Source organism: Rhodoplanes sp. SY1 (assembly GCF_046000175.1).
Classification (GTDB): Bacteria; Pseudomonadota; Alphaproteobacteria; order Rhizobiales; family Xanthobacteraceae; genus Rhodoplanes.
In genome coordinates, this window is sequence record NZ_JBEOMB010000505.1 from 1 (window position 1) to 705 (window position 705).

1 protein-coding gene is annotated in these 705 nt (G+C 62.8%); it reads left to right on the top strand.

Features of this window, described 5'->3' with window-relative positions; genetic code table 11:
• Positions 1-273: hypothetical protein (locus ABTU92_RS30635; RefSeq protein ID WP_408095289.1), on the top strand; the 273-nt coding region annotated here is incomplete at its 5' end.
• Positions 274-705: the final 432 nt, after the last annotated feature.

Sequence of the window (705 nt, forward strand, 5' to 3'; positions counted from 1 at the left end):
ATGTCGAGATCAGAAAAAGCCGCGACGCGCGTCGCCCGAAACCGCGGCTCGCTGTCGCGCGTCTTTTCTGTCCGCGAGTGCGAGCGGCTGTGCATCGTGGCCGGCGCGGTGCGGCACTACTGCCGCGACTTCGGTGTGGCCCCCGGCGACGCCGACGACGACTTCTACCGCGGCGCCATCGCCGTCGCCGCTTGGCTCGGCCGCGAGACAGAGCTTCGCTACGAGATCGAGCACGGTCACGACAGCGACGCATCTGATCACGAATTGTCCTGATCACGTCGCGTCTCGCAACTGACGAAGCGGCCGACTGCGGCTTGCCGGACGGGCCCGACGACGTGTTGCGCGACGTGGCGAAGATGATGCTCGCGGGACTCGAAGGGCGTGAATCGCGGCGGCGGCTCGTGATCAGGCATCTGTGACGCGGAAGGGCGAAGGACGCAAGTTCTTCAACCAACACGATCTACGACGTCCTGGTAGCCTGTAAGTCGTAGGGGGAACTCCGGCTGGACCCGCTGGTATCAACTTCTATTGTGCCGGCCGTCGACAAACGGCTCCGCGGTTTTGCGGTCGATGTCTGATCAGCATCGCGGCAATACTAGCCTCGCGTAGATTTGCGGTCGGTGTAGGCGTTCATCGCGTGCAATACCGTGGAGCCGAAGTTCGACTTGTCTTCATGGCGCTTTCTGAAAGCGATGTTCGTGTGTC